The 23,799-nt window shown below is 53.6% G+C and carries 27 protein-coding genes and 5 pseudogenes; 17 read left to right on the plus strand and 15 right to left on the minus strand.

All coding sequences use genetic code 11. The features are described from left to right. Positions 1 to 5: 5 nt before the first annotated feature. The 4 genes from ACR3E6_RS16990 to ACR3E6_RS17005 all read right to left on the minus strand — a co-directional run bounded on the left by ACR3E6_RS16990 (position 6) and on the right by ACR3E6_RS17005 (position 2,645). Positions 6 to 890: an MBL fold metallo-hydrolase gene (locus ACR3E6_RS16990; protein WP_480489145.1), complete on the minus strand. Its 885-nt coding sequence runs from the start codon at positions 888 to 890 to the stop codon at positions 6 to 8. Positions 891 to 989: 99 nt separating this feature from the next. Beyond that, positions 990 to 1,361 carry a hypothetical protein gene (locus ACR3E6_RS16995; RefSeq protein WP_480488307.1) on the minus strand — a complete coding sequence of 124 codons (372 nt, stop codon included), beginning with the start codon at positions 1,359 to 1,361 and terminating at the stop codon, positions 990 to 992. Between the two features lie 151 nt (positions 1,362 to 1,512). Further along, the gene (locus tag ACR3E6_RS17000; protein ID WP_480488309.1) at positions 1,513 to 2,178 is read right to left on the minus strand and encodes a Crp/Fnr family transcriptional regulator; all 666 of its coding nucleotides are present in this window, start codon (positions 2,176 to 2,178) and stop codon (positions 1,513 to 1,515) included. Then, positions 2,175 to 2,645 (minus strand): Rrf2 family transcriptional regulator, encoded by a 471-nt coding sequence (locus ACR3E6_RS17005; RefSeq protein WP_171638354.1) that lies wholly within the window; start codon positions 2,643 to 2,645, stop codon positions 2,175 to 2,177. Before ACR3E6_RS17005 ends, ACR3E6_RS17000 begins: the two co-directional genes overlap by 4 nt. Positions 2,646 to 2,778: 133 nt before the next feature. Between ACR3E6_RS17005 and ACR3E6_RS17010 the strand changes: the two genes are divergently transcribed. Together ACR3E6_RS17010 and ACR3E6_RS17015 are read left to right on the plus strand one after the other, a co-directional pair. Continuing rightward, positions 2,779 to 2,970, plus strand: coding sequence for a hypothetical protein (locus tag ACR3E6_RS17010; RefSeq protein WP_480488311.1), 192 nt, complete (start codon positions 2,779 to 2,781; stop codon positions 2,968 to 2,970). Then, positions 2,922 to 3,410 (plus strand): redoxin domain-containing protein, encoded by a 489-nt coding sequence (locus ACR3E6_RS17015; RefSeq protein WP_253283276.1) that lies wholly within the window; start codon positions 2,922 to 2,924, stop codon positions 3,408 to 3,410. The genes ACR3E6_RS17010 and ACR3E6_RS17015 overlap by 49 nt, the downstream gene beginning before the upstream one ends. A 75-nt stretch (positions 3,411 to 3,485) precedes the next feature. On the opposite strand, the pseudogene ACR3E6_RS17020 reads toward ACR3E6_RS17015, so the two are convergent. Further along, positions 3,486 to 3,818 (minus strand): annotated as a pseudogene (locus ACR3E6_RS17020) (DDE-type integrase/transposase/recombinase); the annotation flags it as partial. 12 nt (positions 3,819 to 3,830) lie between these two features. Here ACR3E6_RS17020 and ACR3E6_RS17025 point away from each other — a divergent pair. After that, a pseudogene (locus ACR3E6_RS17025) lies at positions 3,831 to 3,942 on the plus strand (IS5/IS1182 family transposase); the annotation flags it as partial. Positions 3,943 to 4,022: 80 nt separating this feature from the next. Here the strand turns inward: ACR3E6_RS17025 and ACR3E6_RS17030 are convergent. Then, a protein-coding gene (locus ACR3E6_RS17030; protein WP_480488313.1) for an IS3 family transposase occupies positions 4,023 to 5,149 on the minus strand; the annotation gives its coding sequence in 2 pieces (ribosomal slippage) (positions 4,023 to 4,885 and positions 4,885 to 5,149; 1,128 coding nt in all). A 1,065-nt stretch (positions 5,150 to 6,214) separates the two neighbouring features. Here ACR3E6_RS17030 and ACR3E6_RS17035 point away from each other — a divergent pair. From ACR3E6_RS17035 to ACR3E6_RS17065, 7 genes and pseudogenes are all read left to right on the plus strand, one after another. Beyond that, positions 6,215 to 6,331: pseudogene (locus ACR3E6_RS17035) on the plus strand (IS5/IS1182 family transposase); the annotation flags it as partial. A gap of 189 nt (positions 6,332 to 6,520) precedes the next feature. After that, entirely contained in the window at positions 6,521 to 6,910 is a 390-nt protein-coding gene (locus ACR3E6_RS17040) for a DUF2141 domain-containing protein (RefSeq protein ID WP_480488315.1), read from the plus strand. A gap of 4 nt (positions 6,911 to 6,914) precedes the next feature. After that, positions 6,915 to 7,505 (plus strand): TetR/AcrR family transcriptional regulator, encoded by a 591-nt coding sequence (locus tag ACR3E6_RS17045; RefSeq protein WP_171638349.1) that lies wholly within the window; start codon positions 6,915 to 6,917, stop codon positions 7,503 to 7,505. Between the two features lie 26 nt (positions 7,506 to 7,531). Further along, entirely contained in the window at positions 7,532 to 7,753 is a 222-nt protein-coding gene (locus tag ACR3E6_RS17050; protein WP_480488317.1) for a hypothetical protein, read from the plus strand. A gap of 241 nt (positions 7,754 to 7,994) precedes the next feature. Then, positions 7,995 to 8,498 (plus strand): annotated as a pseudogene (locus ACR3E6_RS17055) (DUF1501 domain-containing protein); the annotation flags it as partial. Positions 8,499 to 8,937: 439 nt separating this feature from the next. Further along, positions 8,938 to 9,837, plus strand: a complete 900-nt coding sequence (locus ACR3E6_RS17060; protein WP_480488319.1) for a sterol desaturase family protein — start codon at positions 8,938 to 8,940, stop codon at positions 9,835 to 9,837. Between the two features lie 15 nt (positions 9,838 to 9,852). Further along, positions 9,853 to 10,359: a DUF2141 domain-containing protein gene (locus tag ACR3E6_RS17065; protein ID WP_480488321.1), complete on the plus strand. Its 507-nt coding sequence runs from the start codon at positions 9,853 to 9,855 to the stop codon at positions 10,357 to 10,359. A gap of 9 nt (positions 10,360 to 10,368) precedes the next feature. Here ACR3E6_RS17065 and ACR3E6_RS17070 read toward each other — a convergent pair. Continuing rightward, positions 10,369 to 10,479, minus strand: a pseudogene (locus ACR3E6_RS17070) (IS5/IS1182 family transposase); the annotation flags it as partial. A 10-nt stretch (positions 10,480 to 10,489) separates the two neighbouring features. Between ACR3E6_RS17070 and ACR3E6_RS17075 the strand changes: the two are divergent. Beyond that, on the plus strand, positions 10,490 to 10,669 hold the full coding sequence (locus ACR3E6_RS17075; protein ID WP_480488322.1) for a hypothetical protein: 180 nt from the start codon (positions 10,490 to 10,492) through the stop codon (positions 10,667 to 10,669). Further along, positions 10,614 to 11,740, plus strand: a protein-coding gene (locus tag ACR3E6_RS17080) for an IS3 family transposase (protein ID WP_480488324.1) whose coding sequence is annotated in 2 segments (ribosomal slippage) — positions 10,614 to 10,878 and positions 10,878 to 11,740 — 1,128 coding nt in all. Because the reading frame shifts where the segments join, the coding sequence is not laid out codon by codon here. The genes ACR3E6_RS17075 and ACR3E6_RS17080 overlap by 56 nt, the downstream gene beginning before the upstream one ends. A 164-nt stretch (positions 11,741 to 11,904) precedes the next feature. On the opposite strand, the gene ACR3E6_RS17085 is transcribed toward ACR3E6_RS17080, so the two are convergent. The 3 genes from ACR3E6_RS17085 to ACR3E6_RS17095 are packed head-to-tail and all read right to left on the minus strand — an operon-like array spanning position 11,905 to position 14,610. Then, positions 11,905 to 12,885 (minus strand): CobW family GTP-binding protein, encoded by a 981-nt coding sequence (locus ACR3E6_RS17085; protein ID WP_480488326.1) that lies wholly within the window; start codon positions 12,883 to 12,885, stop codon positions 11,905 to 11,907. A 14-nt stretch (positions 12,886 to 12,899) separates the two neighbouring features. Beyond that, positions 12,900 to 14,366: a guanitoxin biosynthesis MBL fold metallo-hydrolase GntH gene (gntH, locus tag ACR3E6_RS17090; RefSeq protein ID WP_209834444.1), complete on the minus strand. Its 1,467-nt coding sequence runs from the start codon at positions 14,364 to 14,366 to the stop codon at positions 12,900 to 12,902. A gap of 25 nt (positions 14,367 to 14,391) precedes the next feature. Next, positions 14,392 to 14,610, minus strand: a complete 219-nt coding sequence (locus ACR3E6_RS17095; RefSeq protein ID WP_171638341.1) for a hypothetical protein — start codon at positions 14,608 to 14,610, stop codon at positions 14,392 to 14,394. A gap of 99 nt (positions 14,611 to 14,709) precedes the next feature. Between ACR3E6_RS17095 and ACR3E6_RS17100 the strand changes: the two genes are divergently transcribed. Next, complete coding sequence (locus ACR3E6_RS17100; RefSeq protein WP_480488328.1) at positions 14,710 to 16,044, plus strand: tetratricopeptide repeat protein; 1,335 nt, start codon at positions 14,710 to 14,712, stop codon at positions 16,042 to 16,044. 765 nt (positions 16,045 to 16,809) lie between these two features. Here ACR3E6_RS17100 and ACR3E6_RS17105 read toward each other — a convergent pair. The 5 genes from ACR3E6_RS17105 to ACR3E6_RS17125 all read right to left on the minus strand — a co-directional run bounded on the left by ACR3E6_RS17105 (position 16,810) and on the right by ACR3E6_RS17125 (position 20,916). Then, entirely contained in the window at positions 16,810 to 17,916 is a 1,107-nt protein-coding gene (locus ACR3E6_RS17105; RefSeq protein WP_480488330.1) for an alkene reductase, read from the minus strand. A gap of 122 nt (positions 17,917 to 18,038) precedes the next feature. Beyond that, a complete protein-coding gene (locus tag ACR3E6_RS17110) occupies positions 18,039 to 18,773 on the minus strand; it encodes a TetR/AcrR family transcriptional regulator (RefSeq protein ID WP_371807744.1) in 735 nt (244 codons plus the stop codon). Between the two features lie 264 nt (positions 18,774 to 19,037). After that, the gene (locus ACR3E6_RS17115) at positions 19,038 to 19,574 is read right to left on the minus strand and encodes a hypothetical protein (RefSeq protein ID WP_480488332.1); all 537 of its coding nucleotides are present in this window, start codon (positions 19,572 to 19,574) and stop codon (positions 19,038 to 19,040) included. Then, positions 19,558 to 20,328 (minus strand): hypothetical protein, encoded by a 771-nt coding sequence (locus ACR3E6_RS17120; RefSeq protein WP_480488334.1) that lies wholly within the window; start codon positions 20,326 to 20,328, stop codon positions 19,558 to 19,560. Before ACR3E6_RS17120 ends, ACR3E6_RS17115 begins: the two co-directional genes overlap by 17 nt. A gap of 72 nt (positions 20,329 to 20,400) precedes the next feature. Then, entirely contained in the window at positions 20,401 to 20,916 is a 516-nt protein-coding gene (locus tag ACR3E6_RS17125; protein ID WP_480488336.1) for a DUF805 domain-containing protein, read from the minus strand. Positions 20,917 to 21,484: 568 nt separating this feature from the next. Between ACR3E6_RS17125 and ACR3E6_RS17130 the strand changes: the two genes are divergently transcribed. The 4 genes from ACR3E6_RS17130 to ACR3E6_RS17145 are packed head-to-tail and all read left to right on the plus strand — an operon-like array spanning position 21,485 to position 23,117. After that, positions 21,485 to 21,784, plus strand: a complete 300-nt coding sequence (locus ACR3E6_RS17130; RefSeq protein WP_171638330.1) for a hypothetical protein — start codon at positions 21,485 to 21,487, stop codon at positions 21,782 to 21,784. Between the two features lie 22 nt (positions 21,785 to 21,806). Continuing rightward, positions 21,807 to 22,112 (plus strand): hypothetical protein, encoded by a 306-nt coding sequence (locus tag ACR3E6_RS17135; protein ID WP_171638328.1) that lies wholly within the window; start codon positions 21,807 to 21,809, stop codon positions 22,110 to 22,112. A gap of 35 nt (positions 22,113 to 22,147) precedes the next feature. Then, the gene (locus ACR3E6_RS17140) at positions 22,148 to 22,447 is read left to right on the plus strand and encodes a hypothetical protein (RefSeq protein WP_113790468.1); all 300 of its coding nucleotides are present in this window, start codon (positions 22,148 to 22,150) and stop codon (positions 22,445 to 22,447) included. A 55-nt stretch (positions 22,448 to 22,502) separates the two neighbouring features. After that, positions 22,503 to 23,117, plus strand: coding sequence for a hypothetical protein (locus tag ACR3E6_RS17145; RefSeq protein ID WP_480488338.1), 615 nt, complete (start codon positions 22,503 to 22,505; stop codon positions 23,115 to 23,117). Positions 23,118 to 23,799 lie beyond the last annotated feature (682 nt).

Raw genomic sequence — 23,799 nt, forward strand, 5'->3', positions numbered from 1 at the left:
GCAGATCAGAGTTTGTTGACGGGAACTTTGAGCATCTGATTCCCATCCTGATCGGTCGGGACGTCGCCCGCGCGGATGTTGACCTGGATCGACGGGATGATCAGTGTCGGCATGGCCAGCGTCGCGTCACGCTCGGTGCGCATCTTGATGAACTCGTCCCGACTCTTGCCGCCGCCCACATGGATGTTGTGCGCCTTCTCCTCGGCCACGGTGGTTTCCCAGCGGATGTCCCGCCCGTTGGGGCCATAGTCGTGACACATGAACAGGCGCGTCTCGTCAGGCAGGCTCAGCACCTTCTGGATCGAGTCATACAGCGTGCCGGCATCCCCGCCCGGGAAATCGGCCCGGGCCGAGCCGCCATCGGGCATGAACAGCGTGTCACCCACAAAAGCCACATCGCCCATGACATGCACCATGCAGGCCGGCGTGTGGCCCGGCGTGTGCATGGCAAAGGCGGTCATGTTGCCGATCTTGTAGGTCATGCCATCGGTGAACAGCGCATCGAACTGGCTGCCGTCGCGCTGGAACTCGGTGCCTTCGTTGAAGATCTTGCCGAACACCTCCTGCACGATCTTGATGTTCTCGCCGATGCCGATCATGCCGCCCAGCTTCTGCTGGATGTAGGGCGCCGCCGACAAATGATCCGCATGCGCATGCGTTTCGATGATCCATTCCAACTTCAGACCCTGCTTTTCGATCTCGGCGATCAGCAGGTCGGCATGGTCGAACGTGATCCTGCCGGCCGCATAGTCGATGTCCATCACGCTGTCGATGATCGCGCAGGCGTTCGACGTCGGGTCCTTGACGATATAGCTGATCGTCGCCGTCGCCTCGTCATAGAACCCCTGAACCTCGGGTTTGACGCTTTGGTCAACAGGATAGGCGCCAATCGGCGTCGCGATCGCGTCTGTCATCCTTTGGTTGTGCGTGTCAATGGACTTCTGATCGTTCATATTCGTGCCTCCTCTTGGGCGCGAGTCGAGCCTTTGTCAGCAGCCCGTCATCATCATTTCGTGAACGGCCGCCATGACCCGGGTATCCGATGACCGGGTGACGGTACGGATGCCGTCCGGCAGGTTTTCGACATTTCGCGTGATGGGATCGAAGTTGCGGAACATCGCTGCCAGTTTGGCGATTTCCTCGGGCGTCGCATTTCGCCCGCGCAATCCCGGCGTGTTCACGTCGTCATGGCCTTGCCCTTCCGCTGTGTGGCGATGCCGCATCGGGCTGCCGGCCCTTCCAGCCTTGCGGCCGGGTGCATCGTGCCGCAGAAAACAGGTGCCGAGCGCACCGACCGCCGCAGCGGCAAGCGCCGCAAGGGCAATGCCGCCGAGCTTCGGGATGTTTTTGCGGTCATCCATTTCCGTCTCCTGGGTTTTGGTCCGCCCGCAACCGAGATTCTGTTCAGGGCCTCGACACCTTGGGCGCGAATCTAAAGTTGAAATGCAAATATAACTTTCAAAGCACCAGTTCAGTGACAAAGTCACGAAACCCGCAACCCTTTGGCAACTTTCAGACGCCCTGAGCCTGTCTTTCCAATGCGGGCTTGTCGGTCAAAGTGATCCGTCCGCGCGATTGGCTGATCATCTCGCGCTTTTGGAAATCCTGCAAAATCCGCGTGATGACTTCGCGCGCAGTGCCCAGCTCGCTGGCAAGCCGTTGATGGGTGGCCCGGATTTCATCGCCCCCCTCGGCCAAGACAAGAAGACGCTCGGCCAAGCGCACGTCCAGATGCCCGAAGGCCACATCATCCACCACCCGCAACAGATCGATCAATCGGCGCGAATAGGCCTCGAAGACAAACTGGCGAAAGGCATCCTCTTCCGAGGCCAGACGATCAAACGAGAGTTTCGGCAGAACCACGGCAACGACATCGGTCTCGGCAATACCTTCTGCATTATAAGCTTCTTCGGCCAACATGCAGGCTGTGGTCAGTACACAGCTTTCACCGGCCTCGACTCGATACAACACAATCTCGCGCCCGGAATCCGACCTTTGAGAGACCCGGACCCGGCCGTGATACAGAAAGAGCAGGCTGTCGGGCACATTGTCGGGCCCGAATACCTGGGCACCCTTCGGGAAACTCAGGATTCGGGCGGCTGTCCGCAACCTTTCCCGTACCGGTTTGGGAAGGCGGCTGGTGCCGTGGAAACGCTCGGTCCAGTCGGTGATCGTCATCTTGCCTTGCGCATGGGTGCCACGATGCCCTCCTCGATCGGCGCGATGCGGTTCAGCAACTCACCCCGGTTTGCGGCGATGTCGGCGAGGGTCAGATCATCGAGCACCGCCATGAACGCCCGGGTCGCTTTTTGAATCGCCTGTGACAGCTTGCATATTCCGATCAGCGGACAGGTATTTTTTTCAGGATTGAAACATTCGACCACGTCCAGTGGCCCTTCGGTCAGGCGAATGACATCGCCGATGACGATGTCCTCGGCCGGTTTGGCCAGCCGGAACCCACCACCCCGACCCCGCGTGGTTTCCAGATAACCGGCGCGGCCCAATTCGTGCACGATCTTCACGATATGCGGTCGGGCCAGCCCGTGCACGCGCACGACATCGTCTACGCGGATGCGGTTCGGCGCCTTGAGCGCCGCCAACTGCAACGAACGCAGAGCGAAATTGGAATAGGATGTGAGTTTCATGTACGTCTCTTTTCTAAACCTCTATTTTAAATATAATTTATTAGCAAGCTCGGCGATCTTGTCACTGACCGGGATGCGGCACGGAACTACCTGAACCGATGAAACAAAGCCCAAAAGACCGAAAGGAAGACCAATGACCTTGCTTCTTGGGGACGTTGTTCGCGATTTCCAGGCCGGCACCACGACCGGCCCGATTTCCTTCCAACACTGGATCGGCGACGACTGGGCGTTTTTTTCATCCATCCCGCCGACTTTACTCCGGTCTGCACCACTGAAATGGGCCGCACTGCGCAGCTGGCCGACGAATTTTCCGAGCGTGGCGTGAAAACCATCGGTCTGCGCACCGACACCGTCGCCGAACACCTGCGCTGGATCGAAGTCGTCAACGACACCCAGCATACGAACCTGACCTTTCTCATCGTGGCCGACCCTGATCTGAAGATCGCCAAACTGTATCAGATGATCCACCCGGCGCAGTCCGAAACCGCCGCGGTACGGTCGGTGTTCATCATCGACCCCGACGAGGTGCTACGCCTGACCATGACCTATCCCATCAACGTTGGGCGCTACTTCGAAGAAGTCCTGCGTGTGATCTATGCGCTGCAAACCAGCGACGCGAAATGCGTGGCCCTGCCCGCCGATTGGGTGCCTGGTGGTGCGGCGATCATTCCATCATCAATTCCGAATGAAAACGCCAGGGAACTGTTCCCGCAAGGTTGGGAAGAGATCCGGCCTTATTTGCGGAAGGTGAAACTGGCCGGCTGAAAGGTCGCCGGACTTGCGCGGGTTCTGTCGCAAATTTCTTTGAGAGTTGTATAGACGAAACTTGAGAGGCGAATACCCCACCAGCTGGATAAATTGCTGAAACGGACGACGCCCGGACGCAAATTGACCTTTGCGGATCATGTTTGCCAATTCTATGCCTGCCAGGACAGATGCGGCTGAAACGAGTGATTTGAACCCCAGCATGAGTCTGATTCTTCGCTTGATGAAGCGGTGATCTTGTTCAATGATGTTGTTGAGGTATTTCAGCCTGACCGTCTCAATCAGGATCGGGCAACCAAAGCTTTTGAGCATCTTGTAGATTGCCGTGATGCCAACTGTATTGGCACCACTTTTGTCGATGACGATCTTGCGCGGCAAACCGTTAACCTCACGTGCGCGGGCGAAGAACGAGCGGTGAACATGTCTGATCTGTTTTGGCTGACCGACGCCCAGGTAGCGGGTGTTGAGCGGAATAGTCTTCATTAATCGCAATGGTTTGCGCTGGCGCGATGCGCCGAAGGAATACGGCCCGCACAGTTGAAGGGGACTGTGGCCCCAGTGGGGCCGCGTAAGCCCGGTGATCAGCCCCACTTGTGTGGTCCAAGTTGATTGTCAGTGCATGACCGGCCTTTGGTCCATTTGAACGATGGTTTCCGGGGCCGGCGGTTTATATCCCAGAGCACTGTGCGGGCGTTTTGTGTTGTAGTGTTTCCTCCATTCTTCGATCAAAATCTGCGCTTCTCTTAGACAGTAGAAGACTTCTCCATTCAGGAACTCATCTCTGAACCGCGCATTGAAACTTTCACAGTAACCGTTCTCCCATGGGCTGCCTGGCTCGATGTATGCGGTCTTTGCTCCAACTGCATTGATCCAGTCTTGCACCGCCACGGCAATGAACTCAGGGCCATTGTCGGAGCGAATGTAGCTTGGCACACCGCGCATGATGAACAGGTCACTCAGCACGTCGATGACATCGCTGGAGTTCAGCTTGCGGTCCACACGGATCGCCAAGCACTCCCGGCTGTACTCATCGATGACGTTGAGCGTGCGGAATGCCTTTCCGTCATCCGTTCGACAATGCACGAAGTCATAGCTCCAGACATGGTTTCGATGCTCCGGCCGCAGCCGAACACACGATCCATCATTTAACCAGAGCCGCCCCTTCTTTGGTTGTTTCATTGGCACTTTCAGCCCCGCCCGACGCCAAAGCCTTTCGACACGCTTGTCATTCACCTGCCAGCCCGCATCTCTCAGCAAAGCCGCGATCCGGCGATAACCGTAGCGGCCATACTGGCGGGTCAATTCTATCATGTCCGCCACCAGGCGCTTCTCGTCAGCTCGACCTTTCGGCAGCTTTCGCTGTGTGGATCGGTGCTGTTTCAGGACGCGACACGCCCGGCGTTCTGAGACACGCAGTTTGTGGCGCACATGGTTGATGCAGGCACGGCGACGGGCGGGGCTCAGTAGTTTCCCTTGGCCGCCTCCGTCAGGATCAGTTTGTCCAGGGTAAGATCCGAGACGACCTTTCGAAGACGCTCATTCTCTTTTTGAAGGCGCTTGAGTTCCTTCAATTGATCCGTACCCATTCCGCCGTACTTCTTCTTCCAGCGATAATAGGTCTGTTCAACAACACCAATCTGCCGGATCGCATCCAGACGGGACATGCCTTGCCCCATCAATATCTCAACCCGCCGCAACTTCGAGACAATCTCTTCCGGCCTCGGTCGCTTGTTCACCATGTGGTTCCTCCATTTTCTTAACCATAACGGCGGACCACTTCAGAGGGGGAGGATCAGTCGGACATTGAGACCAACCGAGATGGATTGAGAGTGGGCGCAGCACGCATCAATTGGACATTTAGCCCGGTTCGAACCTGTCGATATCACAACGTGCCTTTGGTTCGAGCGCGTAAGGCAACAAGCAATGGTGCGAAGATCGACGCGTCGTACTTGAAACCTGACATTGCGGATCTTGAGGACATCCTGGCGCACTCAAAAACTCGAAGACCTTCTGAACTTCAAGGTTATGTGGAGAAACGGTTGGAAGGTCATATGGTATCGAGCTGGATGGATAGCCAGCCGATTGACCTGGCGAGCCGTTCTACCGAGATGCTTGGGGCATGTGTTGAGTTTGGGGCTCATACCGCGCTTTCGAAGCTAAACGAAGACAACTGGGATCACGCCGCTAAGGTAGGTTACGAGTTCACATCGAGGGGCGAGGAGGGAATTAGAGAAGGCCTGAGATACCTATTGAATAACTCTGAAAAGAACCAGTCTCAGTCCGGGCCGCAGGGAACATTCGGAGGACTTTTTCACTGGGCCCAGGCCGACCGTGGTGTTAAGCACATCGGACCTTTCAAAGAGGTTTTTCGGGAGTTCATTTTGGACAACGTCCGATTAGAGCTAGGTACGTTGCTATTTGGCTCAGTGGTAGATCAAGCGAGGGTTCACACAGTAGCGTCGCTTGCCAGAAAGTATGCTCTGCATCCGAAAACGGTTAGGAGTGCTTTGACAAAGTCCGGACTTCTTCGCGGCCCAAACGACCACTTTTCAATGCGTCAAACCGCTCGCGTCTAGCAAGCTGAGAAATTGATCAAAAAATTGGTCCGAGCTGTGCCTGTAGCTAAAATTCCGGATTACATCGAGTGCAAGAGGGCGCAGGCGCAGCAATAGTTGAAAGCAGGGATTCTTGAGCCGGTTGTAGATGATGAACAGAAATTTAGCGGTCGCCACAAGCGCCGCTACAAACGACGCAACCGCCCCTCTCGTGACATTGCTGTGCAATGCACTGCCGGGCAGTGATACGAGATCATGTTCGGACGCCTGAAGGATTGGCGGCGTGTGGCAACCCGATATGACAGATGCCCAAAGGTATTCCTTTTGGCCATCGCTCTAGCAGCTACCGTGCTGTTCTGGCTGTAATTCAATGAGTCTGGAGCCTAGTTCGTGTGTGGGAGAGTGTGGAAACCAACGTTCTTATGATCGATTTGAATGTTCAGGGGTTTGGGATTGCAGTTTGCTGTCGCATTTGAGAATTAATCGTGCTTCACCTATGTTCGCTTACACTTGGCAGCTTTCGGTGATCTGATGCGATTTTTGAGATACACGGCAATGACAGCCTTTTTGGCCATTGCAAACAGCTCTTTTGCTCAACCCTCCAATAACGCACCATTTCTGACTACTGTTGAAGGCCTTCGAAACGGAAATGGAGTAATCATCGTAGCCGGCTTCAATAAAGCTGACGCATTTGAGGCAATGGACGTAACCAATGCGGCAGCGATGGCACAGATACCAGCGTCCGGCTCAAAGACCGCCTTCACGTTTCATTATATACCCCTGGGAGACTACGCTTTTGCCGCTCTTTACGATGAGGACATGGATGGTGACCTGGACATGAAGGTCCAGGTCCCGACCGAGGGCCTGCCTCCAGAATTCAAGGATGTTGCTGTCTTAGCCGGTGGAACCGCTCAGTCGTCATTGCGGCTGAAATATTGGGATTAGAACAATGGGACGCCCTTCAAATCGCGATGAGCGCTATGGTCAGGTCATGGAGGCGTTTGTGCGCTGTGTCGCACGGATGGGCCTGGATAGTGCCACCTTGAGTGCGATTGCAAAAGAGGCGGGGTTGACTCGCCCACTGATCCGTCACCACCTTGGCAACCGGGATGAGATGATCGTGGCCTTGCAGGATTACGTGTTGGACCAGTTCAACAGTGCTGCGAACGAATTGGTTGCCGCATTGCCGGATTCAGAGCCCGCGCATGCCTTGGTGAACTACCTATTCTCCGATCAGTCAGATTCGTCACCCGATCTGGTTCTGGCATTTGCGGCTCTTACGGCTCGGGCCAAAGAGGATGGTGAACTCAGATTAAACTGCCGGGCTTCGATCCTTGGATTTGAAGCGCAGGTTACTGAGGTTTTGCAGCGGAACTATCCCGGGGCTTCAGAGGTCAACACCCAGCGCGCAGCGCATGGCATAGTGGCGCTTTACTTCAACACGGCATCGCTTGCTGCCTTGGAGATGCCGGCAGAGTGGGTGAACCAGTCGAAGGCGATGGCAATTTCGCTATGTGAAAATCTGGCAGACCCCGCATAAAACGCAGCCATTCCGCAAACTACATTGTGTTCGCCCTGCTGATGACCTCGATTCTCCTGGGCTATCAATTTCTTTGGGGTCTGTTGTTTCTATATTGGAGCGTCCTTGGCATATCGTCTGGACAAGCTTTCTTGTTGACCGATGTCTGCATGGCAACTGAGCCGGTCCTGTTCTGGTGTATCCAGATCGCCAGGGTTGTGCTGGGTTTTTTCATGCTGCCGGGCGACTTCTTTCCATCGGTGGCTTAACTTTTCCAGAAGAGGAATGCACCCAATGTCAAACATGCTTTACCCCACTCAATGATCTGCTGAATGACAGTTTCAATCGTATGATGTCAGCCGATCAGTCCGGAGATCCCTTCAGGGAAACCTACCTGCGCCTGACGCGAAACGCCCAGGCCCAGCACGAGACTTTCGCTGCCGCCACCAAGGGCATTGAGGCCCCGGGCAGGTTCCCTGAAACTGACCTCGCACAGCAACTCAAGATGGTGGCCGCACCATCGCCGCCTCTGATCGTCTCGGGCTGGAGCAGCAGACTTTTTTTGTGCGCTACATCGGCTGGGACCATCATGATGAGTTGCTTGAAACCCATGCCAGCATGCTTGCCGTGTTGTCCCAAGCTCTGGGCGCCTTCCAGTCCGCGCTCGAAGACATGGGGCTGGCGGACAGGGTTGTCACCTTTACCGGTTCCGATTTTGGCCGCACGCTCACATCGAATGGCAACGGATCGGACCACGGTTGGGGCGGCAATACCTTGGTGATGGGGGATCCCATTGTCGGTGGCCGAATTTTCGGTGACTACCCTGTCCTGGGGTTGGGCGATGACAACCCGCTGGATGTGGGTGACGGCGTGCTGATCCCAACGACTTCTACCGATCAGCTCTATGCAGACCTTTCTCGTTGGTTTGGTGTTCAGGATGCGGCCCTAACTGAGATACTCCCCAATCTACGGCGTTTTGCGGCTCCGGGCGAACGACTTGGGTTGATTGGGTAACACCATACTTTCAAGCGGTGATCGCATGAAATGCCCCGCAATGATCGTGGCATTCGTTTGACCGCAGGCGGCCAAGTGTAAACACTTGAATGCTTGCTCGCTATTGGTTCTGAAGGCGTCGGCTCCCACGATCGAGACAACAACTTCGTCCAGATGCCATTCGTCATCGAGATTGCCATCCGACCGGGGATGGTTCGTTCTGGTGAACCCCCGTCCGAAGTTTCCGGCCCGGGCTGTATTATATATTGCGAAACGACGATGCTGTGCTCGGGAAGAAGATCTGAGCTCGAGAGCGGCCAAACCCTTTTCTTTATTAAGCAGCGTTTTCCTGCGGTGAATGCGTTTTTAAACCAGAGCTTCATTTGTCGAGCGGTCTACTTGACATGGGTCTGAAATCCATTACTTGTCACAAAAGACAACTTATTAGGAGGCGATGAGAATGGAACTCCTCAACACGTACATTAGCGACTTTCAGCTCAACTATTGGGAGACAATGATCGACGAGTGGTTTTTCGTCTTTGCAATAGGTTTCCTGATCTTTGAGCTTGTACGCTACGCCATAGGGAAAAAGCTTAGCTTCGAGATGGTTGGGGACACGGCCACCAACTTCATCACTCTTGGCTTTTTCATTGCGATTACCTTTGTGCTGATGGCCGGCTTTTATGTCGGAGCGTATGTCTGGGCGTCGCAATATGCTGTGTTCGACATTCCCACGACATGGGCGTCGTTCCTGATTGTGCTGGTTCTTGCGGACCTTGCCTATTACTGGGAACACCGAATTCTGCACCGGATCAATATTCTGTGGGCCACCCATTCGGTGCATCACAGTTCACCTTTCTTCAACATCTCGGTGGCTTACAGGCATGGTCCGCTGGATGGCTTCTGGCCCGTCTTCTTCCACCTGCCGTTGGTTCTTCTCGGCTTCAATCCCTTCGTTGTTTTGATTGCGGAACTTCTGGTGCAGCTCTACCAGACGGCGCTGCACACCGAGGTGGTTCGCAAGCTTTGGAAGCCCATTGAGTACATCATGAACACGCCGTCGCATCACCGTGTGCACCATGGGTCAAACCGCAAGTACCTGGACAAGAATTATGGCGGGATCTTCATCATCTGGGACCGTATGTTTGGCACATTCGAAGAGGAGAACGAGGAAGTCACCTATGGTCTGGTTACGCCCATCAATTCGGTGAATCCGTTTGTGGCGTTTTTTCACGGCTTTACCCGTGTCTTTCGCGATGCGTGGCGTATGCCGGGTTTCCGGAACAAGCTGGGGGTTCTGTTCCGTCCGCCCGGCTGGCAGCCCAAGAAACAAGACGCCAAAACTTCGAACCACTCTTAAGGCGAGGATCAAGCCATGCCGTCCAACTCAAAACGCATCTTCGGGGCTCTGGCCACAGCCGCCCTGTTTGTTGGCGGAGCCTGGGTCGCCTCAGGTTTTCGCACCGACATCGCCGTGACCTCGGCCTCTTCGACAGGAACGCCTTCCGACTATGGGCTGGTGATCAACCTGCGCGGCGCACGCAGTGACAAAGGTCAACTTGTTGTCATGGCCTTTGATAATGCTGCCGCCTTCGACATACTGGATTACAACGCAGCCGCTGGCTTTATCGCGCTTCCGGCCAGCATGGAACCGCAACGCGTGGACTTCCCTGAACTGAATGCCGATTACTATAGCGTTGTGGCCTACCATGACGAAAATGGCGACTATGAGATGGGTTTTGACGAAAACTGGATGCCAACGGAAGGTCATGCTGTTTCGGGAATGAATGACCTCTATGATGATCCTGTGTTTGAATATTCACTGATCAGCCCGGGCATGCCGGTGGATTTGGTTTTCTTCTATTGGCCAGCGCAATCCTAGGGTCAGGATTCATAACCAATAGATGACGAGTGCGGCGAGTGCGATGGCCGAGAGGAACACCTTTGGTGATCGGTCATAGCGTGTCGTCACGCGTCTCCAATCCTTGAGCTTGCCAAAAATCCCAGAAGACATGGAAAAGATCGCAGTCATGGGCATCGACATCGGTAAAGACACAAGCCACCTCGTCGACTTTGGTCATGATCCTCCCCCTCTGAAGTGGTCCGCCGTTATGGTTAAGAAAATGGAGGAACCACATGGTGAACAAGCGACCGAAGCCGGAAAAGATTGTCTCGAAGTTGCGGCGGGTTGAGATATTGATGGGGCAAGGCATGTCCCGTCTGGATGCGATCCGGCAGATTGGTGTTGTTGAACAGACCTATTATCGCTGGAAGAAGAAGTACGGCGGAATGGGTACGGATCAATTGAAGGAACTCAAGCGCCTTCAAAAAGAGAATGAGCGTCTTCGAAAGGTCGTCTCGGATCTTACCCTGGACAAACTGATCCTGACGGAGGCGGCCAAGGGAAACTACTGAGCCCCGCCCGTCGCCGTGCCTGCATCAACCATGTGCGCCACAAACTGCGTGTCTCAGAACGCCGGGCGTGTCGCGTCCTGAAACAGCACCGATCCACACAGCGAAAGCTGCCGAAAGGTCGAGCTGACGAGAAGCGCCTGGTGGCGGACATGATAGAATTGACCCGCCAGTATGGCCGCTACGGTTATCGCCGGATCGCGGCTTTGCTGAGAGATGCGGGCTGGCAGGTGAATGACAAGCGTGTCGAAAGGCTTTGGCGTCGGGCGGGGCTGAAAGTGCCAATGAAACAACCAAAGAAGGGGCGGCTCTGGTTAAATGATGGATCGTGTGTTCGGCTGCGGCCGGAGCATCGAAACCATGTCTGGAGCTATGACTTCGTGCATTGTCGAACGGATGACGGAAAGGCATTCCGCACGCTCAACGTCATCGATGAGTACAGCCGGGAGTGCTTGGCGATCCGTGTGGACCGCAAGCTGAACTCCAGCGATGTCATCGACGTGCTGAGTGACCTGTTCATCATGCGCGGTGTGCCAAGCTACATTCGCTCCGACAATGGCCCTGAGTTCATTGCCGTGGCGGTGCAAGACTGGATCAATGCAGTTGGAGCAAAGACCGCATACATCGAGCCAGGCAGCCCATGGGAGAACGGTTACTGTGAAAGTTTCAATGCGCGGTTCAGAGATGAGTTCCTGAATGGAGAAGTCTTCTACTGTCTAAGAGAAGCGCAGATTTTGATCGAAGAATGGAGGAAACACTACAACACAAAACGCCCTCACAGTGCTCTGGGATATAAACCGCCGGCCCCGGAAACCATCGTTCAAATGGACCAAAGGCCGGTCATGCACTGACAATCAAATTGGACCACACAAATGGGGCTGATCAGTGGCTTGCACTTGAGATCGCCAGGTTGGCAATGACGTCAATGGCCCACTCACAGTCCGCCGCCGCCGAACTGGATGAAATTATCCAGCACGGTTGACTTATAGCCAAAATACTTGATCGAACATGGCTTTCAGACTGTCTCCATAAGCGAATCCGAAAGCACATCCTCGGAGAGGGCCCCCGGTGCGCCTATCGCGACAAGCCTTGTTTCGGGTTTGCGGTCACCCCATGTTCCATCCCGTGCGATGTCCATACGTTTTCCAACGACCTGAACAAGAATGCGATGATCCGGATCCTCCTCACTGAAGACAAAACCCTTGAGACGATAGACATCACCGGGAAGCTTCCGAATAGCGCTGCGGAGAGAGGATAGGCTTATGGGGTGTTCAGCTTTCATCATAGTTGTTGAAAAGCTGTCTGAATGATCAGCGTGGCGGCAACCGCAGTCGGGGCCATGTTCATGATGATCGGGTATTTCTGTTTGTAGCTGTTCGGCGGCAAAGCGACCGACTGAAAGAAGTATATCCAGCGGGACGTCCGCATTGACAGCTTCGACCAAACGATAGCGACGGAAGCGAGACCCGAGCCAATCGTGCACCCTTTGAACAGCGGCCCTGTCGACAAGATCGACTTTGTTCAAAATAACCATATCTGAGAACGCGATTTGACGGAGCTTCAGTTCCATTTGTTCCGGCGCAGCAAAAAGCTGTTCCGCATCAACCAGACACATAAGGCTGTCCAAGCGGATCATGTCCCGAAACTTCTGATCGGTAAATGTCATCGCAATTGATGACGGATCCGACACTCCGCTTGCTTCAAGGACGATGTATTCCGGTTTCTCGGGCCGGGCGAGAACGGCTTCCACCGTTTCGATCAGGTCATCTCGGATCGAGCAGCAAACGCAGCCATTCGCGAGGCTCATGACGTCATCTTCGAGGCCGACCACCAAGTCTGCATCGACGTTTATGGATCCAAAGTCATTTACAAGAACCGCAACCCGCAACCCGTGATTGCCGGTCAGGATGCGGTTCAAAAGTGTTGTCTTACCGGCTCCAAGAAAGCCGGTAAGGATCGTTACGGGGATCGCAGAAGTCGAACCGAATTCAATCATGATTGGATCTCCTCTCAGTCTTCATCGCGCGAGCCGATTATATCAGAAACTTTGATGGTAAAGTTCTGCGGCCAATCTCCGCCGGGTGCTCGGAAAACGTCAGTTGGGTAGTATTCGCGTGGATCGATCTCCATATCACGGTACTTCTGGTCTTGCTGATCTGCTCGGGTGAGCCTCGGATTCGGTAATGTGATTTCATCCGGAAGCTCAATACGCCCGGCCTCGGCTGCCGCAGCCAGTTCACGAAATGGTGGCACAGTACCGGATTTTCCGGGCAATGCAGCTTTCCTGTACCAGATTGCATCCTTGGTCACGTTCACAACGGCTACATCGAGACCCCATTGGAACAGACCGTCGTAGTGAGCGCGAATACCAGCCAACATTTCAGCGTCAATGTCTTCGTCCTGGGTATAGTGTGTCACCATTCCCAAACGCGGCCTTGTGTCAGCAAAGAGCTTACCCACGGCATAGTGGGAGGTGTGATGCGTATCGATAGTGTAATTAAAGAGATCCTGTGGGATACCGTATTTGTAAGTCATCAACTGACCAATATCCTGTCCCGACATTTCGGTTACAAAGACATCAACGCCTTCGCCGTATTTCCGTGAAAGCTCATCCGGGCGTCCATCGCCGGTCCATACAAAGCTCAGACCGTTCCAATCGAGCCGATAACCAACTGCGCCGTCCTTGGCATGACTGCGCGGCCAGGACCGAACAGTCACACCGTCTTGGTCATAAACGATGCCACCTTCTTGGCGGAAATCGAACTCGTTGACCTCGATCTCATAGCCGTCCCCAATCGGGAACACATCAAAGGCCTCCAGATGCCATTTGAGCATCTGTTGCATGCCTTTGACCATTCCAGCTGTGCCAAGTTCGGGTGTCCGACCAGAGGGACCATGGATGCGCAATGGTGTATACCCTCCAGACCAAGCCCGGAACGGATAGATATAAGGAATGTCGGCGTAGTGATCGACATGCAAATGAGAGATGAAGATATCGTTGATCAACTGCCCAGGCACTTGCATCGCAATGATGTTGCGGACACAACCGGACCCAAAGTCGAAGAAGAACCGTTTTCCATTCCCCAACTCCACCATGATACAAGTACCCGCCTGATCTTCGCGCGGCGGATATGGTGTTGAGCCGCAGAATGAGATGCGCATCTCATCTGGCCCCAACTCCTCACTAAGCGGAAAATAGTTCGCATTTGAACCAGTCATGTACTTCGTAGGACGGAAGTACTCTGGCAAAGAGATGCCGCCTGCGGGTCGACCACCATATGGGTTCTTGAGTGTTTCTCCCAGTGGACCGCCTCCTTCGTGGGCCTCGGCACTTCCTGCCGCAAACCCAGCTGCCCCTGTCGCAGCCGCTCCAGTTGCCAAGCCCTTAAGAACACTCCGCCGCGACGGGTCTTCAATTTGATCTGATGCCCGAACCTGTTTGTCGTCCTGGTCTTTTCTATTGTCTTCCTTGGTCATGGATTGGTCCTCAGTTGGAAGTATCTCAAAGGTTGCGCTTCAACATCCGACGAAGCTCGTTGATGAGTTCAGATTTGATGTGGGCCCATTCGGCGCGCTCTAAGGCCGAGATCGATGCGTCTTTCGAAAACGCAGATGCTTTCTTCAGGTCTTCGATGACCTCGCCGAGTAGCGCATCCGTTCCGATACGCCCCGACAGCACATCAGAAAGTTCTGGAATTTCTTCAATCAGGTCGACCGTCACTGGAAAAGTCCCGACACCCACTATCTATTCTCAAATCAAGATGAGTGCGGTTGACCGCAAAGGCCAAGTGAGTCACCGTGAGTTGGGGGTGAGTTGACATTGAACAAATCCAACGATTTAACAATAAATCAACATGTTGGGCAGCCTTCTCCGGAACTCATTCGGGAAGCTCTGAGTCGAATCGTATCAAGCGACGGGTTTCAAGCTTCACCACGACTCACGCAATTTCTCACCTATATAGTCGAGGAATCTCTATCTGGTCGAAGCAATCAGATTAGAGGCAAAGCTATCGCTGTTGAGGTCTATGGGCGGCGCATAGATGGTACTGGTGGTCAAAACCTGGTTCGCGTTGAGGCAAGGCGGCTGCGTCGTCTTTTGCATCAGTTCTACGAAGATCACTGGGACGGCAATGGAGTTCGCATTTTTGTTGACCCCGGCGGATACAAGCCGCGGTTTTCATTCGAACCTACAATCGAAGACCGCACATCAAGTGAGCTGAAGAGCGACAATCCAGAAGGCCGTTGGCGTTCGCGGCAACTGCTGCATGCAGGACTGGGTGTTCTTGCATTGGTCGCTGTGCTTGGCATCTGGATGAGCCAGGATAGCAGGGAGGTTGTGCCAACAACTCGATCCATCGAACAAGCAGAACGTGTGGCGCTTGGTGAACAATCATTGACACGACTCCAGGCGGTCAACCTTGCGGATCAAGCCCGCGGCATGTTTTTCCCCGTTTTTGATGTCAAGCGTCAGCAAATAGCGCTGGGAATGTTCCAGTACGCTAGGGAACTCGACCCGGGTCTGTCCGACGGCTATGCCGGATCAGCGCAGGTCTTGGCGATCCTGGCGGTGTTGTCGCCGGATGAAGCACAAAGGGATGATCTCTTCAATCAAGCCTCGGAAATGTCTGGAAAAGCGCTTGAATTGTCCCCCTCTGATGCGTGGGCAAACGGCGCAAATGGTTGGGTGCTGGCTGTCAAAAACCAGCCAAACGAGGCATTGAAATACGCTAGAATGTCCGTCGAACTGGCGCCGAAGGATGGCCATATTCTCGACGTTGCAGGTATGACCGCCATCTTGGCTAACGCCCCGGAACTTGCTGCCGAGGTTAGCAACCCAGAGAGACCCAAATCAGGATCTGGTAGGTTTGGTGCGAGAAACATCTGGGGCGTTTCACAACTAATGCTCGGGAACTACGAAAGTGTTGTTGAAGCCTTTCAGGGAGCGCCAGCTGCCGGAGCGCCAGTCAGCGCGCCTTCGCTCTTATTCCAAGCCGTTGCGTATGATCAGTTGGGAAATTCAGAAGAAGCACGACGGCTCGTCACTGAAATGCGCAGGACATGGCCTGAGTTTCCGTCCGAGTTTCTCGCCGGCAGGATTTTCCACAACGACGTCAATACGCGGAACATAATACTGGAGACGCTGAGTAGATACTGACGAAACGTATCGCGCCTATTGCCTAGAAACGAGCGTCAAATTCTATTCATATAATTCCGCTTTTAAATCACACGGCGTTGATAAAATCGGTGATAGAGCCAGACCACGCCGTCTGTCGATTGAGGATGGGCTTTGCAGATTTGCAAAGCCCGCATTCTGCGCGTCGCAGACGTTCGCGAGAATCCAAGCAAAAAGGCCGCATGGAACCCAAGGTTCCTTAGGAAGGCCCTTTGCGTGATCGAGCAACGCAAAGGACCATAACCGCAACGACTAAGCCAAAAACTGATTGAATTCATCGTTAAGGCAGACAATCGTGCCGCGCAATACAATGGGCAAACTACGCAAACTTATGGGGTGCGCGAAGTGTTATTCGCAAACCTACACATGATGTAGGTGTTCTCATAACGATGCATTACTATCGTTGATTTCATTCAGGAAATTCGGCTGTGTTCGCCCATAATTTTGCGCGGCATTTGCGCATAAGTTTGCACGATTTGCCCATAAGTTTGCGCGGTTCAAGAAACGCGCTAAATTGAAAGTAGTCACCGCACATCTTCTTCAACTAAAACCGGGCGCCTTTCAATCAAGAGTGCATTCTGATTGGAAATATTCAACCCTGATCATAGGGAAGCAGTTAATTCGCAGGCTAGTGATAGATCCTCGCTTCAAGAATGGGCATTTCCGTAACTGCTAGGTGAGCGCGTTCAAACCGACGCGCTCACTTTGCTTGGTTTTGTTTGTCACTACGGAGTTAAGAGCGATGTATCACTCTGCGGCAACCGCTTCCTCTTCCAGTGCCGGGTAATCGGTGTACCCTTTTTCAGTGCCGCCGTAGAGAGTGGTTGGATCGAGCTCATTCAGCGCGGCGTCTTTCTCCAGCCGGTTGACAAGATCCGGGTTGGAAATGAACGGCCGACCAAAGGCCACCAGATCGACGGCTCCGGTTTCAACCGCTTCTATCGCCATTTCCCGGTCATAAGCGTTGTTGCCCATTTTCGCACCGTCAAACAATTCATAGAGCGCCTTCAGATCGCCACCTTCCGGAACATCGCGCGGGCCGCCGGTCTGTCCCTCCACGAGATGGAGATAGGCCAGCCCATAACCATTCAGCAATTTGACGGCATGGGTGAATGTCGCCTGTGGGTCGCTGTCGGAGATATTGTTGGCGTCCGAGAATGGGCTGAGGCGGACACCAACGCGGTCGGCGCCCCAGACATCGACAACCACGTCCATGACCTCTTTCAGGAACCGTGCTCTATTCTCGACAGGACCGCCGTATTCGTCTTCGCGCTGGTTGGATTCGTCCCGCAGGAATTGATCGATAAGATATCCGTTGGCTGCATGGACCTCAACACCGTCGAAACCGGCCTCTTTGGCGTTTTCCGCGGCCCTCCGGTAGTCCGCAACGATGCCAGCAATTTCTTCGATGGCCAGAGCCCGCGGTTCAGATGTTTCAACAAACTGCTCACCATCAAACGTCTTGGCCTTAGCTCCAATTGCGGATGGTGCAACAGGGGCGCCACCATCCTGCTGCAAGCTGTAATGCGAAATCCGGCCCACATGCCAAAGCTGGATTACAATCTTCCCGTCCTTGGCATGGACGGCCTCAGTTACTTTTTTCCAGCCGTCGATCTGCGCTTCGGAATAAATGCCGGGCGTACAGGCATAGCCCTTGCCTTGGGGCGAGATTTGCGAAGCCTCCGTTATGATCAGACCTGCACCCGCCCGCTGGGCGTAGTACTTGGCCTGCAATTCATGGACACTGTCATCCTCGGCTCTTGCCCGGTTGCGGGTCAATGGCGCCATGACAATGCGGTTTTTCAGCTCGATTGCACCAGCTTTGATGCCGGAGAACAGTTTTTCATCAGCCATTGCTGCTTCCTTCTTTGGTAAACTTCGTTTAGATATTATTGGACCGATTAGTCCAATAACAGGATCACTGTCTCTTGTTTGAGTTTGTGTTAGGTTTCATTTCCTTATGGTGGCGGGGGGCCTTATGGCGAAATCACCAACCGGGCTTGTTTCAGGGTTTGCGATATCTGCTCATCGGGAACGCCCGCCTTGCGCAAGGCTAGCGTGCCAATTGCAAGGGAGGCATAGGCGCGCGCCTTGCCGAGAGCCACACCCGGATCTGAAGGCTCAAGCGCTCTCGCAATAATCTCGTCAATACTCTCCAAATGCTGTCGCCCGAGAGCCGCCACTTCATCATCATGAGGAGCAAGCTCCGTAAGGCAATTGATCAGCATGCAGCCGTCACGACCACCTTGTGGGTTCGCCAAAGCTTCCATTATCGCACCAACGGGGTCATTTCCGCTCGCATCTGCAACGTCACGCAGATTTTTCAAACCACGCCTTGAATAGTGCCTGAGAGCTTTGTGAAATAAAGTCTGCTTGTTGACGAACGTTCCATAGAAGCTGGACCGGCTCAAACCCATGGCCTTGGTCAAATCGTCCACGGACGCGGTCTCGTAGCCCTTGTGCCAAAATACGCACAAGGCTTTTTCCAAAGCCTCAGCTTCGTCAAAGGCACGAGGTCTGCCTGGACCTGCGGATGATTTGATGTCGCCATTGGGTAGAGTTTTTTTGCTCATGCGCATGATTTGGAATGATTGATCCAGAAAATCAAGGTGGCGGTAGGAAATTTTTGGAATGGTCAGTCCGTATTGTGACCAGAGAAAGGAATTTAGGTCGGTAGAAATACAGAACCTTCCCATCCCGCTTGGTGTCACGCTAATCTTGGGATCAGGACTGTTTGTCTTTTTGCGGGAGTGTCAGACGAAGAGGATCGTGATCGTCGAAAAGAGAGCCCACGCTCGGTACTAGTTTCCAACACTGGACAGAGTGACTGGTGGCTTTGTCCAATGCGTTGATTTTGATCACTCACAAACCAGAGATTGGTTCGGTAGATCCATGGCCAATGACCTCATTGCGTGCCACAGAGAACTCATCGAATAAACAGGCCGTCAGGCTTATCTGCGGTGCCCAAATGCAGCTTACTCCCAATCGCCAGCAGATGAGCGCCAAGTGTCGGCTTCGCCATCCCAAACACTAGCGCTGACGCATGGCGTTGGGTTTATTCCGTCGCAATTGGATCCATGAATATCCGCTACGACAACGCGTCGACGCCCAAAATCAACGACCGTCCAGCCTTGGTTGAGCAAGGAGTGCACCTCTTCGCTAACCCAAAAGTGCGACATGCATCCGCCAGTTCCGCAGTAAAGAGATGCGGCGCTCGAACACGCAAAACCAGACTCATTCAAAACCCAGTCGCGTTGTAGATCTCCGTTGAGATCGACCCTTTCGACCGCGCCCCAATCTAAGCCAAACTGACCGTTGTTGAACTCCGCGCAGGCTCGTGCCGCCAGATCAACCTTTGCTCGCAAACCGGTTGGAAGTTGCGAAACGTCAGCCGCGACAACTGGTGAGGTCCAAACCAGGCCCGAACCAAGCAGGATCGCAGATACCAAACGTTTCAAGTAGTTTGCCAGTTGGGAAGCCGGTTGGAAGGTGGCTTCAGTTGCACTGATCATACCTGTAGTCCCCATATTCCAGCCAGTTTGCCAAGCCTTCGTTAAAAATCAGAAATTCGGACCTGTCTTCCCCAAGCAGGGCAACGACAAATCCGGCCGGTGGCTCAGAGTTTCCGAAATAGCTGTAGGCTGTCATGGCTCTGATGGACGCGCCGTTGACCGTTACTCGCGCGTCCCATTCTCCGTCCGGGTTGTCCAAAATTACCGGTTCGATGACACGCTCTACCGCTCCGCCACCACAATAGACGATGCCTTCTGGGGGTTCGTAGGAGGCCCCTTGGCTAGCTCCTGAATCGCAGGCGGAACGAAGGGACCGAATTGCCGCGCTGGAACCTTTCAAGTCAAAGATTCCGTAGCTGACATCTTGATCAATCATGGACAGGTTAACGGATGCATTGGCCGCGAGCTGGTCCAGTACAAAACCATAATCCTGCTGACTATTGAAACTGACCTCGACAGGATAATTGTCGACGATCTGCAAAGCCGCGTTTTCTGCGCCAACCTGAAATGCCCCAACTTCGGTGGTGCCATTCTTTAAAAACCGAATGGAAAGCCCTTGCTTCTGTACAATGTCCTGGCTGTCCTCATATCCAGCCGGAGCAAAGCGGATACGGTCACACTGAAGCTCCAGCGTCATGTTTCCGGTCTGAATAAATGCATTGGGATTAGGCCCGGAGTTGAACGACCACTCCGCTGATGCTGTGGTCGCCATAGCCATCAGTAGCATTCCAATGGAAATCGTTTTGAACCTCATTTTCTCTCTCCAGGGGTGTGGTTCGTACTGTCATTCAGCCAAAGTTTCCGGTCCGTTACCCGGGCAACAAGGTTAGGAAACAGGTGCGCCGTATTCGTTTTCGCCTTCTTGGGAAGGTCGCGTCAGCCACCAGATCATCAGGATGGACAGAATGAATTGAAGAATTGAGACAACAACAATACCGGTCACGCCCAGGACTGCCGCGGGTCCTCGTAATGCATCGGGGTTTTCCGTCCCTTGCTCCAATACCGAGAAGAACGCCACGCCGCCCAGCATAACAAAAAGCGTTGTAATGCTGAGCGCCATCGGCAGCAGCAAATACCAGCCAGGTCGTCCTGTATCATGCAGCCTCCGCCAACCGGCGGCCAGCATGGGTATGAGAACAGCCAGTTGGAAAACAGAGGACAGAACCCGAGATCCCTGCCCTGTTTCGGGGTTGGTCCCGAATATGATCGTATCCAGCACAGCTAAAGCAGCGCTCGCGAGAACCACGAACAAGAAGAACCACCAGTATTCTGAGCGTAAAGCCCGACCGGAGAACTGAAAGTATTTCGAGAAACACGTTTTAACGGCTTCGCTAAATCCCATATTTCACTCCATTCTTAACTTCTGTGCGGCCTTAAACGCTGCGCCGCTTAGGAGAGCGAACTCGCCCCTACGGATGCTCCTTCTTACCTTTGTTTGAAAGCAGAAGCCTATCGCACGAGAGCGTAATGAATTTTACGCGCGGAAAAAACATTGATTTATTAGAAAATAGATTCAAACATGCGAATTCGACACAGCTTTCATTTTACCTCCGTTGTTGTCGCTGTCGCCCGATTTGTCGGGCCCTTCCGACTGCTGGTGTGAGTGCTGGCGGTCGGAAGGCATTTTACACGGATCAGTCGTTGGGAGGGCGCGATGCTTAGACTTAACGTACTCGCCCTCTTTCCAGAGTTTGCTCTAGCATTTGCTAGTGACGTCATTCGGCCATCCCACGTTGTTGGAGGTCTTGGCAGTCAACGTAATAGTGATCTGCCCGCCAAGCCCCCCCGCAGCAAGTTTTGGAAAAGGTCGTCACAGGATCGAGGTATGTTCTGTCGGCTGCCCAAACGCGAGATCCTCAAACAAGCGTATCCAACTTCGTTAATTTCACCAGACTCAGAGGGAGAAGAAAATGACCAACAAGATAGTGATGATTGCGGGCGCAACTTGTTTCACACTGCTTGCGGCCTGTGAGGACACGGGTACATCCAGTGCGCCCGCCGAACTCACACCCGCTCAGCAGGCGTGTTTGCGAGATGTGGCCAAAACAACGAACAATTCGCAAGTCGTGGTGCTCTCATCCGCATTCAGCGAAGCTGGAACACAGGTCACCGTCGGCGTTGGAGAGGATCGGGCTCCGTGGAATTGTATTGCCTACAGTGATGGCGCGACGGCTGGTATCGAGTTCCTGGGCGACGAAGGCGCATTGTGAGCAGTCTGATGCGTGGCCAATAATGGCTGCGCAGCACTGGCTTGATCTGCTGAGGCTCGACTTGGTTTGTAGAACCACCATCATCGTATTCTCGATCCTGTACCTGTTGGCGTTGATTGCATTCTTGACCGGCACATTTGGCTGGTTGGGACAGGAACGAGATCCCTTGTCCGGGGTGTTCCTTTTGCCGTTGGGATTGCCTTGGATAATTCTAGTGGATTTGGTCTCAGAGTCAGCCAAACCGTGGTTTGCGGCGATTGTACCGGTGCTCAACCTGTTAGCGCTGGTCTTGATTTGCAGATGGGTACGCAGTTTGCGCCAGAAGTGAAGGCGGAGCTCTGTCTCACCCAAAAGGAGGAAAACATGGGAAAAGTAATCTTGGGAATTGTGATCGGGCTCGTCCTCGGCGTGGTTGGAGCGATGACCTTGGGTGGCGGGGCCGCAATGGGGGTCGGCGTTGCGACAGGCTTGTCCGCCGGTGTTTGCACCACATTGAAAGGAGCACAAGCCGAGAACCTGATCACCGCCGAGCAAGCGGATCAAATCCTCAATCGCGTAAATTCCGAGATGGCATCTCTGCAAGGAATTGAAACGACAGATGAGATCGTCGGCAGCGCACAGGCATGCGATGAATTTCTGTCAAAGTTACGAGAAGCAAAGTGAGGTTCCGCTTTGTACGGAACAAAACTTCAAGGACAAGCCAACAGGGAACCATCTGATGAAACTCGTTTTACTCAAACTCCTCACACCCATGTTCGCAATCGCGAGCACAGCTGCTTTTGCAATGTCAGAAGCCGACGACGCGTGTATCGACCATTTGCGGCTGGTTGGTGGACCAGACGGTCAATCCGGAACGATTGAAAGCTCTCAGTTCTCGGAAGCTGGTACGCTCGTTATGCTGCGTGATGCAGGTGGAACACTTTGGCGCTGCATCGCTTACAAGGATGGAAGCATCGGCGAGATGTCGGTTGTCGAAGCGATGGATGATGGCGGTGGAGCAGTGGCAGGCGCCGCCGGTTCTACCGGTAGCCAACGTGTCAAATTCGATGCTGATTCCACCGGCGCCGAACTAGTTGGTGAACTCGCGCCCGGAGCGTCGCAGCAATATGTTCTCGGTGCAAAGAACGAACAGTTTCTTTACGTCCGAGTTGCGCCGCGAAATGGCTCCTTGGACTATGTTATTCGTAACCCTGATGGATCTGAATTGTTAGGATTGATGTCGGCGGACAAAGAGTATCGAGGACAGCTTTGGCAATCCGGTGATCATGTTGTGGAGGTTATCAATCGCAGCAACTCTTCTGTCGACTACAACGTCATTTTCGGAATTGAATAGGTGGTCAATCAGAAACCCTGGAACGCAAGTCCAAACAAGCGAGGGAAAAACAGATGAAACCCAAGGTCCTATTGGTGATCGGCACGGCGTGTATTACTGCGCTTGCAGCATGCGACGACAGTGTTGGATCAGTGGATGCAAGTGCACCAACTGTGGGCAGCTCTAGCGATCTTTCGTCATTTGAAGGGGCAAGAGCGGGCCAAGCTGAAATGGGCATCCAAAGTCTCGGATTTGAACTCATCCGCAGCGAAGGGCTGACCTCGTACTGGTTTAACAGAGATACTGGTGCATGTGCTCGGATCACGACATCTGACGGAAGGTACTCAGATGTAACTATGCTGCCATCAGGTGACTGCTGACACATTTTTCATCAATCAAACATCTGCAAAAGGGAGCTTCAGTTTGCATTTCGACTAGGCACATGCGGCGGTTACCATCGTCGCTCTAATTGTAACAAACCTGGCCTTGAAATTGGCCGGCGTGATAAACGAAGAAAACAAAGACCAATTGAACTGGAAAGTATTTCTGGCCTACTTCGTGGTCGTCTTTATCATCAATCTGGTGTGGCCAATTTAAAGCTTCAGTTCGGAAAGTCTATCGCGCACTTGATACGGCTGCTGAGAATGAGCCGCTCCAATAGATTACCAAGTGGGAAGAGTTTGAGCATATAGCGCTTAAGAAT

It is taken from the genome of Ruegeria sp. AL3 (assembly GCF_056536065.1).

Coding starts and splice junctions, on each gene's coding strand:
- ACR3E6_RS17145 (WP_480488338.1), top strand. CDS start 22,503: ATGAAACTCGTTTTACTCAAACTCCTCACACCCATGTTCGCAATCGCG.
- ACR3E6_RS17045 (WP_171638349.1), top strand. CDS start 6,915: ATGGGACGCCCTTCAAATCGCGATGAGCGCTATGGTCAGGTCATGGAG.
- ACR3E6_RS16995 (WP_480488307.1), bottom strand. CDS start 1,361: ATGGATGACCGCAAAAACATCCCGAAGCTCGGCGGCATTGCCCTTGCG.
- ACR3E6_RS17125 (WP_480488336.1), bottom strand. CDS start 20,916: ATGGGATTTAGCGAAGCCGTTAAAACGTGTTTCTCGAAATACTTTCAG.
- ACR3E6_RS17115 (WP_480488332.1), bottom strand. CDS start 19,574: ATGATCAGTGCAACTGAAGCCACCTTCCAACCGGCTTCCCAACTGGCA.
- ACR3E6_RS17000 (WP_480488309.1), bottom strand. CDS start 2,178: ATGACGATCACCGACTGGACCGAGCGTTTCCACGGCACCAGCCGCCTT.
- ACR3E6_RS17015 (WP_253283276.1), top strand. CDS start 2,922: ATGGGCCGCACTGCGCAGCTGGCCGACGAATTTTCCGAGCGTGGCGTG.
- ACR3E6_RS17130 (WP_171638330.1), top strand. CDS start 21,485: ATGACCAACAAGATAGTGATGATTGCGGGCGCAACTTGTTTCACACTG.
- ACR3E6_RS17040 (WP_480488315.1), top strand. CDS start 6,521: ATGACAGCCTTTTTGGCCATTGCAAACAGCTCTTTTGCTCAACCCTCC.
- ACR3E6_RS17120 (WP_480488334.1), bottom strand. CDS start 20,328: ATGAGGTTCAAAACGATTTCCATTGGAATGCTACTGATGGCTATGGCG.
- ACR3E6_RS17075 (WP_480488322.1), top strand. CDS start 10,490: ATGGAAAAGATCGCAGTCATGGGCATCGACATCGGTAAAGACACAAGC.
- ACR3E6_RS17085 (WP_480488326.1), bottom strand. CDS start 12,885: ATGATTGAATTCGGTTCGACTTCTGCGATCCCCGTAACGATCCTTACC.
- ACR3E6_RS17065 (WP_480488321.1), top strand. CDS start 9,853: ATGCCGTCCAACTCAAAACGCATCTTCGGGGCTCTGGCCACAGCCGCC.
- ACR3E6_RS17135 (WP_171638328.1), top strand. CDS start 21,807: ATGGCTGCGCAGCACTGGCTTGATCTGCTGAGGCTCGACTTGGTTTGT.
- ACR3E6_RS17005 (WP_171638354.1), bottom strand. CDS start 2,645: ATGAAACTCACATCCTATTCCAATTTCGCTCTGCGTTCGTTGCAGTTG.
- gntH (WP_209834444.1), bottom strand. CDS start 14,366: ATGACCAAGGAAGACAATAGAAAAGACCAGGACGACAAACAGGTTCGG.
- ACR3E6_RS17140 (WP_113790468.1), top strand. CDS start 22,148: ATGGGAAAAGTAATCTTGGGAATTGTGATCGGGCTCGTCCTCGGCGTG.
- ACR3E6_RS17105 (WP_480488330.1), bottom strand. CDS start 17,916: ATGGCTGATGAAAAACTGTTCTCCGGCATCAAAGCTGGTGCAATCGAG.
- ACR3E6_RS17060 (WP_480488319.1), top strand. CDS start 8,938: ATGGAACTCCTCAACACGTACATTAGCGACTTTCAGCTCAACTATTGG.
- ACR3E6_RS17010 (WP_480488311.1), top strand. CDS start 2,779: ATGACCTTGCTTCTTGGGGACGTTGTTCGCGATTTCCAGGCCGGCACC.